1 protein-coding gene and 1 pseudogene are annotated in these 884 nt (G+C 55.7%); both read left to right on the top strand.

The features are described 5' to 3' along the window. Positions 1-64: 64 nt before the first annotated feature. On the top strand, positions 65-199 hold the full coding sequence (locus tag ACSZPU_RS25955; RefSeq protein ID WP_499004490.1) for a hypothetical protein: 135 nt from the start codon (positions 65-67) through the stop codon (positions 197-199). A gap of 21 nt (positions 200-220) precedes the next feature. After that, positions 221-526: pseudogene (locus tag ACSZPU_RS25950) on the top strand (LmrA/YxaF family transcription factor); the annotation flags it as partial. Between the last annotated feature and the right edge of the window lie 358 nt (positions 527-884).

Below are 884 nucleotides of genomic sequence, written 5' to 3'. Positions count from 1 at the left end.
GGAATAGTAAGTCTGTACGGTTCTGAGTTGCTGCATATTGCCATTATAAGTCAATACGGTATGTATGAGACGCTTACTAACCCACGGTGGTTTCTATCGCCATTTTAAATCGAAGGAAGACCTGCTGACCGAAGCCTGTTCGGCGGCGCTGGGGCGTATGGCCGAAAATGCGCAGGCCGCTGTCGATGCTGGGGAATAGGCGTTTGTCCGCTATCTCGATAACTATCTTTCCACCAATATGCGCAAAGATTTTGCCACCAGCTGCGTGTTCGTCACTATGGGAAGCGAGCTTGCCCGTGCCGATGATGAGACACGCCATGTGATGACGGAAGGATTCCAGACCTGGATTGATATTCTGGCAAAACAGATGCCGGATAAGCCAGCGGATGAAGCGCGGAGAGAGGCGATGTTCCGGCTTTCCGCCATGGTAGGGGCGCTGACGATGGCGCGCATCGCCGATGATAAAGATTTTGCCGAGCAAATTCTGGGTGAAATACGTACCCGGCTGATTGCGCCAGCTCCCTGACCGCTCTCCGTACGTACATCAGGCATTCCCGGCTGTCGCTATGCTAAGCCGGGCTACGAACCAGCCGCGGGCAGATAGCCCGGATAAGGCGTTCGCGCCGCATCCGGGGAAACGCTCTCCGGACATAACATCAGGCATTCCCGGCTGTCGCTGTGCTAAGCCGGGCTACGAGCCAGCCGCGGGCAGGTAGCCCGGATAAGGCGTTCGCGCCGCATCCGGGGGCTTTTCGCAAAACTGTGCGCAATAAAAAACCCGCCGCAGCGGGTTTTTTATCATCAGCACCTTAGATAGTGTCGTCACAAGATTTTAGCCCAGAGAGCGATGCATCTGATCTGGACGGCAGCGAGAAATGAGGCCG

It is taken from the genome of Phytobacter sp. V69, assembly GCF_965644215.1.
Lineage (GTDB): Bacteria > Pseudomonadota > Gammaproteobacteria > Enterobacterales > Enterobacteriaceae > Phytobacter.
Note: the sequence above shows the minus strand (reverse complement) of the source record. Positions and strands in the feature narration are given on the sequence as shown.